This window comes from Arthrobacter rhombi, assembly GCF_039526245.1.
Taxonomy (GTDB): domain Bacteria; phylum Actinomycetota; class Actinomycetes; order Actinomycetales; family Micrococcaceae; genus Arthrobacter_H; species Arthrobacter_H rhombi.
In genome coordinates, this window is record NZ_BAAAIV010000008.1 from 90,181 (window position 1) to 98,258 (window position 8,078).

General features: G+C 63.8%; 6 protein-coding genes. 2 read left to right on the forward strand and 4 right to left on the reverse strand.

All coding sequences use genetic code 11. The features are described 5' to 3' along the window. Window positions 1-8: 8 nt before the first annotated feature. From ABD088_RS07475 to ABD088_RS07485, 3 genes are read right to left on the reverse strand one after another with little or no spacing between them, the layout of a single operon-like run. Window positions 9-728: an SDR family NAD(P)-dependent oxidoreductase gene (locus tag ABD088_RS07475; protein ID WP_343901171.1), complete on the reverse strand. Its 720-nt coding sequence runs from the start codon at window positions 726-728 to the stop codon at window positions 9-11. Next, a complete protein-coding gene (locus ABD088_RS07480) occupies window positions 725-1,705 on the reverse strand; it encodes an NAD(P)-dependent oxidoreductase (RefSeq protein WP_343901173.1) in 981 nt (326 codons plus the stop codon). Before ABD088_RS07480 ends, ABD088_RS07475 begins: the two co-directional genes overlap by 4 nt. Then, on the reverse strand, window positions 1,702-3,474 hold the full coding sequence (locus ABD088_RS07485; protein WP_343901174.1) for a dihydroxy-acid dehydratase: 1,773 nt from the start codon (window positions 3,472-3,474) through the stop codon (window positions 1,702-1,704). Before ABD088_RS07485 ends, ABD088_RS07480 begins: the two co-directional genes overlap by 4 nt. 106 nt (window positions 3,475-3,580) lie before the next feature. Between ABD088_RS07485 and ABD088_RS07490 the strand changes: the two genes are divergently transcribed. Together ABD088_RS07490 and ABD088_RS07495 are read left to right on the forward strand one after the other, a co-directional pair. Then, window positions 3,581-4,912, forward strand: coding sequence for an MFS transporter (locus ABD088_RS07490; RefSeq protein WP_343901176.1), 1,332 nt, complete (start codon window positions 3,581-3,583; stop codon window positions 4,910-4,912). 222 nt (window positions 4,913-5,134) lie between these two features. Then, complete coding sequence (locus tag ABD088_RS07495) at window positions 5,135-6,250, forward strand: NADH:flavin oxidoreductase/NADH oxidase (RefSeq protein WP_343901178.1); 1,116 nt, start codon at window positions 5,135-5,137, stop codon at window positions 6,248-6,250. A gap of 112 nt (window positions 6,251-6,362) precedes the next feature. Here the strand turns inward: ABD088_RS07495 and ABD088_RS07500 are convergent, their stop codons facing one another. Next, window positions 6,363-7,853: an MDR family MFS transporter gene (locus ABD088_RS07500; protein ID WP_372711211.1), complete on the reverse strand. Its 1,491-nt coding sequence runs from the start codon at window positions 7,851-7,853 to the stop codon at window positions 6,363-6,365. Between the last annotated feature and the right edge of the window lie 225 nt (window positions 7,854-8,078).

Here is an 8,078-nt window from a genome sequence, read left to right on the forward strand (position 1 = left end):
GCACCTCCCTAGATCAGTTGAAGCCCGCCGGCAACGGGAATGACCGTTCCCGTCACATAATCCATGCTCAGCAGACCCGAAACAACTTCGGACACGTCCTCTGGCGTGCCGAGGCGCCGCGCGGGCGCATTTTCGGCAATGAATTCACGCAGCTCCAGCCAATCCTGGGTCAGCGGCGTGTCAATGTATCCGGGTGCAACCGCATTGACCCGGATCGCTGGGCCAAGCGCCTTGGCAAGAAGTCTGGTTAGATGCACGACTCCCGCTTTACTGACCGCATACGGTATCGAACTTCCGGCAGCAGTGATGCCCGCGAGCGAGGCAGTATTGATGATCTGCCCACCCGTAGTGGCCAAATACGGACGAGCGGCCCGGGAAACGTTCCACGGACCTTTCAGGTTCACGGCCATAACCGAGTCCCAGAATTCGTCATCCACGGCGTCCATATCCGAATGCGGGATCTGTCTGGCAATACCGGCATTGTTGATGACAGCATCCAACCGACCGAACTGGCCAATGGCTTCCGATACGAGCATTCGGGCGTCGATGAGCGAGCTGACGTCAGCCTCGACGTAGATCGAGCCGTCCAGCGCCTCCGAAAGCCGTCGTCCCGCGTCGGCCGTCTGGTGCCCATTGAGGACAACTGACCAACCGTCAGCGTGCATTCGGGTGGCGATGGCGGCTCCGATGCCGCTGGAAGAACCCGTAACCAGACCTACTCGTTTCACTGTTCATCCTCCCGTGGGCCGCTCAATGCCGAACCGGCGGCGGGGCCGTTCGCTCCATAGTTGGTCACGAGCGCAGCCAGCGAATGCCCCGCGTGCCCGGCATCGACCGCCGCCCCGAACGCGCCGCGGATCGGGCCGAGCAGTGTTGAGTCCACACCCGCCTCGTTCATGAGATTCGCAACGAGACGCTGGACCTCGATCAGCCCGCCTATTGAGGCACCCCCGTCATCAAAGTCACCAGCACACGCAGCGGGCAGCTGCATGTCCAACATGGCGCTCGCGGCCCAACCGCCCATCAGCGCGCTATGGGCAACTTCAGGATCAATTCCGTTGGAGCGGACCAAGGCGGCTGCTTCTGCCGCTACCACGGCATGTGCCGAGACCAGGAGTTGGTTGATGAGCTTGACCTTGAGCCCACTGCCAACGCCACCGACGTGGACCAGTCGACTGCAGTAGCTGTGCAGGATCGGGGCCAGCGACTCGAAGACGGGCCCGTCAGCTCCGATCATAGTGACAAGCGTCCCCTCCAGTGCACCCCGGGGACCACCAGAGACCGGGGCGTCAGCAAAGGCCGCCCCGTTCTCGGCCAATGCGTGCGAGATTTCCACGGCAAGGCCAGGGTCAAACGTCGCATGCTCGGCAAACAGCTGGCCGGGACGGGCCGATTCGGCGATACCTCCGGGACCAAGATAGACAGCGCGGATTACTGCACTATCAAGCAGGCAGCCAAGTACGATGTCGGACGATCTGACCACGTCCTGCACACTAGCTGGAGCAGCTGCTCCTGCTTCCACGAGGGGTCTCAACTTCAGGGGGTCCCGGGCCCACACACCTACGTGGTATCCGGCCTCCAGGAGACTAAGGACCATTCCGGATCCCATGGCTCCGGGGCCGAGAAAACCCACAGCGGGCAACGTGGGGTTGGTCGATAGTCGTTCCATTTTCAAAGCTCCCTGGGTCCGAGTTTGCGCGTTCATATCTGCATTTTCTGCGCGTCGAAACCTGCTGCGAACCGTGCTCCCGGTCCACTGCCTGTGTCGGTGCCGGTTACTGTCGGGTCGTGTCGCAGGAAGTCAAAATCGCAGCCTTCATCGGCCTGCAAGACGTGTCGCTGGTGCAACCAAGCGAAACCTCGAGAGGGCCGTTGTGGGTTTACAAAGGCCGGGCGTGAGGCCAGCTCAGTGTCGGTGAGGAAATGTCGAATGGTCCCTGCAGTCACGTCCAACTCGATTTCATCTCCGCTGCGCAGAATTCCAAGTGGCCCTCCAGCGGCGGCCTCGGGCGTTATGTGCAGGACGACCGTTCCCGTGGACGTTCCCGACATGCGTGCGTCGGAAAGTCGAACCATGTCCCGAACGCCCGCACGATGGAGTTTTGAAGGAATCGGGATGTGGCCGACTTCTGGCATGCCGGGAGCCCCGAGAGTACCCATGCCGCGGAGGACCAGCACGCTGTCGGCATCCACGTCCAGGTCCGGGTCATCGATACGGGAGTTGAGGTCCGCGATGCCGTTGAAGACGACCGCACGTCCCCGATGCTGTTGCAGGGCCGGATTGTAGATTCCTGCTGCCTTCAGGACAGCACCTCGTGGTGCCAGGTTCCCGCGAAGCATGACCAACGCGCCGCGGGGAGACAACGGCTTGCCGCGGCTGGAGATGGCCGGGTGATCCTCGAAGGTTCCCACGGCCAAGACATTCTGCCAGGTGGAGCCATCCGCCGTGGGCGTCGACAAATGGATCACTTCTCGGATTCGGTTGACGATGGCAGGGATGCCACCGGCTTTCTCAAGGTCCGCCAGCAGGTGAGCGCCGCCTGGACGGACATTGGCGACGTACTCTGTGCTGGAAGACCAGTGTTCGAAATTCTCGGCACCAATCCTCAACCCGGCACGTCCAGCGATGGCCTCCAGATGAATGACGGCGTTGGTCGATCCGCCGAGTGCGCTGACAACGCGGAACGCGTTCTCCAACGACTTCATCGTCACCAGATGTTGCGGCTTGACGTCGGCCCGTGCTGCCCAGACTGCTCGGCGTCCGGTAGCCCGGGCGAGTTCTCTGCGGCTGGCGCCGTTCGCGGGAGGCAGCGCCGAACCTGGCAAAGCGAATCCCAGCATCTCCGCCACAGCCGCCATAGTAGTCGCCGTCCCCATGACGTTGCAGGTTCCGACGCCGGTATTGACGCTACCTTCCAATGACAACCAGTCCGCATCGCTCACTTCCCCGACCCTGCGCGACTCGCACAGCGGCCAGACGTCGTCCACTGTGAATTCACTGTTGCGCTTGAAGCAGGAAACAGGACGAGGACCGGCGGTCAACATTACCGCCGGCTTGTCGGCGCTCACTGCACCCATCAATTGTGCCGGGACCGTCTTATCGCAACCCCCCAAGAGGACAACGCCATCGATGGGTGAACTGGAGATCATCTCCTCGACGTCCATCGACATGAGATTGCGCAGATACAGACTGGTGGGTCGAGTAAACGGCTCCGAGATGGAAATCGTCGGGAATTCCAATGGCAACCCCCCTTCCTCACGGATCCCCGCTTTGACCTCAGCCGCGAGTGATGCCAAGCCGGCGTTGCATGGATTCAATTCGCTTGAGCTGTTGGCAATGCCGATGACCGGGGACTTCCTGACATCGTCGGCCGAAAAACCCTCTCCTCGCAGAAAGATCCGATGCATCAGTCCATCTTGTCCTTCGTCGGCGAACAGCGCACCGCCGGCTTGGATTAGATCCCGTTGTGACATCGACTCTCCTCGGGTAATGTGACCTGCATTACCAGAATGCTACAGATATATCTCTGTAATTCAAACCTGGTTGTCGACCAGGCCGTAGGCCCTCGAAAGGAAAACCATGCAGGATAGCAACCTCGCACAGAAGCGGAAGGTTTTTGCCGCCAGTGCTATCGGCACCACCATCGAGTGGTACGACTTCTTCATCTATTCCACCTCCGCCGCGCTAGTGTTCAGCAGCCAGTTCTTTTCTGCCATGGACCCATCAACGGCCCTGCTGACCTCCATGGCAACTATTGGAGTGACATTCCTAGCCCGCCCCCTCGGCAGTGCCATAATTGGACACTTCGGAGACAAGCTGGGGCGCAAGAAGATGCTCGTCCTCACCTTGGGCATCATGGGCGGTGCAACATTCCTGGTTGGAGTGCTACCGACGTACGCCCAAGTCGGCGTATGGGCGCCGGTACTCCTGGTTGTCCTTCGGTTCTTGCAAGGATTCAGCGCCGGTGGCGAATGGGCCGGGGCGGCATTGATGGCAGTCGAGCACGCTCCCGCCAAGAAGCGCGGGCAGTGGGGATCAGCCTCTCAGATCGGCACGCCGATCGGTCTGATCCTGGCTACTGCGGTTTTCCTGTTGATGGTCTCTGTGACCTCGGACGCACAGTTCATGGCCTGGGGCTGGCGCATCCCGTTCTTTGTCAGCATTCTGATGGTTCTCGTCGGCTACTACATCCGGGCCAAGATCGACGAAAGCCCCGCTTTTGCCGAGATGAAGAAAACGCACGATCTGGACCGCACACCCCTATATGAAGTCTTCCGTCTCCACAAACGGCCCCTCATCATCGCCGCCGCGACGTTCCTCGGTAACAACATGGCTGGCTATATCTTTCTCTCCTTCCTACTCTCGTATGCCACGAACACTCTAGGCATGCACAGCGACACCATGCTCGGAGTGCAAATCACCGGATCCGTGGTGTGGCTGATCTCCATCGCGGCCTCCGGCTACCTCACGGACCTCGTTGGAGCTCGACGGCTCTACCTCATCGGTTTTTCCCTTCAGGTGATCTGGGCGGTCCCTTTCATGCTGCTGGTCGGCACATCCAACCTCTTCTTCATTTACGTGGCTGCTGTGATCCTCACCGCCAGCCTCGGTCTTTCCTACGGAGGGCAGTCCGCGCTGTTTGCCAGCCTGTTCCCGACGCGCGTTCGATATTCGGGCGCCTCCATCGCATACGCCCTCGGAGCAATCCTGGGTGGCGGCCCGGCACCGTTCGTGGCCACCTGGTTGATCCAGAGCACAGGATCTGCTCTTTCCGTAGGCCTCTACCTGCTCTTCGCCGGGTTGATTTCATTGGTGGCCACCCTGGCCATTCGCAAATCCGATCTAGTGGGGCTGCCCCACGGCCCCGGAGCCGACGCAACAGCTCAAGAACTGGCGGAGGCTGGATCCTAGCCAATTGCATCCCCAAGATTGAGGAACGACGAGCAACTGAGGCCCGCCGCCATCGCTGCGGGCCTCAACCGTATCGGGGGGCCCATCACGCCCCTCGCCACGCCTATTTACGGAATGGAACCAAGACAGTACTGCCCATCCTTCCTACAGATTCGTCGTCGCTATCGCCGGTCGTCGGAACCGGAGGGAATAGGCCGTGACTGCGCGCCGTTGGCCACTGAAGTGACCCGACTCTTCGAACCCGTGACCCTATCCGCCCCCGCTGGCCCTGGCCTGACGCTGCGCAACCGCGCCACCTTGGCGCCGATGTGCCAGTACTCGGTGACCGCCAAGGACGGAGTGCCCCACGCCTGGCACCTGACCCATCTGGGGTCCCGGGCCGTCGGCGGCTTCGGCCTGGTCTACACCGAGTCCACCGCCGTCTCCCCCGAGGGGCGCATCTCCGACCAGGACACCGGGCTGTGGAACGACGCCCAGCGCGACGCCTGGGTACCCATCGTCGATTTCATCCACTCCCAGGGGGCAGCGGCCGGGATCCAGCTGGCCCACGCCGGGGCCAAGGCCTCCACCTACCCGTGGCTGCCCGCGGCCGCAGCCTCCGGCGCGCGCGGCACCATGCCACCGGAAGAGGGCGGATGGCAGACGCTCGCCCCGTCGGTCACCGACGTCCACGGGCTGGACGCCCCGGCGGAGATGACCATCGAACAGATCCAGGCCTCGATCCAGGACTGGTCGGAGGCGGCACGGCGCGCGGATGAAGCCGGGTTCGACGTGATCCAGCTCCACGCCGCCCACGGCTACCTGATCCACCAGTTCCTCTCCCCGCTGGCCAACCAGCGCACCGACGCCTACGGCGGCAGCTACGAAAACCGCACCCGATATGCCCGCGAGGTCATCACCGCGGTACGCGCCGTCTGGCCGGAGCACAAGGTCCTGGGCATCCGCTTCTCCGGCGAGGACTGGGTCGAGGGAGGCTGGCGGATCGCCGATACCGCCCGCTTTGCCGCCGAGGCCCGCGAGCTGGGCGTCAGCGCCTTCGACCTGTCCAGTGCAGGGATCGGCGCCTTCCACGGGCCCACCGGCCCCGGCTACCAGGTGACCCTGGCGACCGCGGTGAAGGAGGCGTTGGCCGGCACCGATGCCTTCGTCACCGCCGTCGGGATGATCACCGAGGCGTCCCAGGCCGAGCACATCCTGGTCACCGGGCAGGCCGACGGGGTCAGCATCGGGCGGGCCGCCCTCGTCGAGCCCTACTGGGCGGCCATCGCCGCCCGGGAACTGGGGATCGACCGGGATGAGAACCCCCGCGCTCCGCAGTACTGGCGCGCCGGCTGGTAGGTCGCGGCGGCCGGGACACCGGCCCCCCACGCAACGAGGTCCGGGTGATGTCGGCCGAAGCAGTGCTTCGGTCCACGCCACCCGGACCTCGTTCGTTTCCGGGACCCTGCGGTCAGGCTGCCGGTTCGGTGCTCCGGCGCCGCAGGAACAGGCTGAGCACGATCAGTGACAGGCTCACGATGGCCGCGGTGAGGAACCCATGCCGGAACCCCTGCACCTGGGACTCGATGGCGTTTGCCCCGCCGAGTGCTGCAGCAGCGGTGGAGGAAGCCATGATGCCCACCAACAGGGCGGTGCCGGCGGCGCCACCCAGCTGCTGCAGCGTGCTCAGCACGGCGGAACCGTGGGAGTGCAGCCGGTGCGGCAGCGGGTTCAGACCCGTGGTGAACGCCGGGGTGAAGATGAAGGAGAAGCTGACCGACATGGCCAGGTGCAGCACCAGCAGCCACCAGATCGGGGTGTCGGAAGCCAGCCGCGAGTAGGAGAACATCACCGCGGCCAGCAGCACGGACCCGGGAACCATCAGCGGGCGCGGGCCCACCTTGTCATACATCCGCCCCACGAACGGCGCCAGCAGGCCCATCAGCAGGCCGCCGGGCAACAGGAGCAGGCCGGTGCCCAGCGTGTCGAGTCCGCGCACGTTTTGCAGGTAGATCGGCAGCAGGATGATGACCCCGAACAGCGAGACCATCGCCAGGACCATCAGCACCAGCGAGATCGTGAAGTCGCGGTAGGTGAAGGGCCGCAGATCCAGCAGGGCCCGGTCCTTCTTCTGCAGGCGCAGCTGCAACAGCGTGAAGGCGGCCAGGGCGACCACTGCCACGGCCAGCGCGACCAGGGCACCGGCGTCGGGCCCCTGCCCACCACCGTCGTGGCCACCGCCGATCTTGCTCAGCCCGTAGACCAGTCCGCCGAATCCGGGGATGGCCAGCAGGATGGACGGGATGGACAACGGCATGGTTCCGGCCTCGGCGACCCGGGAGAGCCGGCGGGCACCGGCAAAGAGGGCGATCAGGGCGATCGGCAACACGATCAGGAACATGAACCGCCACGGCAGGAACTGCAGGATCAGCCCGGAGATGGTCGGGCCAATGGCCGGGGCCACGGAGATCACGATCGACACGTTGCCCATCACGGCGCCGCGGCGCGACGGCGGCACCAGGTCCAGGACAGTGGTCATCAGCAGCGGCATCATGATCGCGGTGCCACTGGCCTGGATCACGCGGGCCCCCAACAGGACCTCGAATCCGGGGGCAACACCGGCCAGCAGGGTTCCGGCCGAGAACAGGCCCATCGCCAGGATGAACACGGTGCGCATGGAGAAGCGCTGCAGCAGGTAGCCGGTGGCCGGGATGACCACGGCCATGGTCAGCATGAAGGCGGTGGCCAGCCACTGCACCGCGTCGGCGCTCACGTCGAAGGCGACCATCAGGCGGGGCAGTGCCACGTTCATGATGGTCTCATTGAGGATCACGACGAACGCCGACACCAGCAGCACGCCGATCGTCATTTTGGCTTCCGGGGCCAGGCGCCCATCGGGGACGACGGCGGTGTCCGCCGCGGCAGGATGCCCCGGGCTCACGGGGTGGTCTTCGGATAGCACGAGGGGTCCTCTGGTAGATCGATCGACGGCGGGCCGCCGTGGACGGGCATCGACGGGGAGGAAGGGCACGAAAGAGTGATCGAGGCTTCCAAACCACTATAAACCGGCATTCCCCGGCGCGTATTCCCAACGTGGTGTATTCCACAGGTCATTTCAGTCAAGTAGTGCCCATTAGCGTGGTGTAAGAGGCCAGCCCGCTGGGCGTGGCTCCCGAACGTGAGGCGG

Bases quoted from the DNA above. Each gene is read 5' to 3' on its own strand.
- ABD088_RS07485 (WP_343901174.1), bottom strand. From the start codon at position 3,474: ATGTCACAACGGGATCTAATCCAAGCCGGCGGTGCGCTGTTCGCCGAC.
- ABD088_RS07490 (WP_343901176.1), top strand. From the start codon at position 3,581: ATGCAGGATAGCAACCTCGCACAGAAGCGGAAGGTTTTTGCCGCCAGT.
- ABD088_RS07480 (WP_343901173.1), bottom strand. From the start codon at position 1,705: ATGAACGCGCAAACTCGGACCCAGGGAGCTTTGAAAATGGAACGACTA.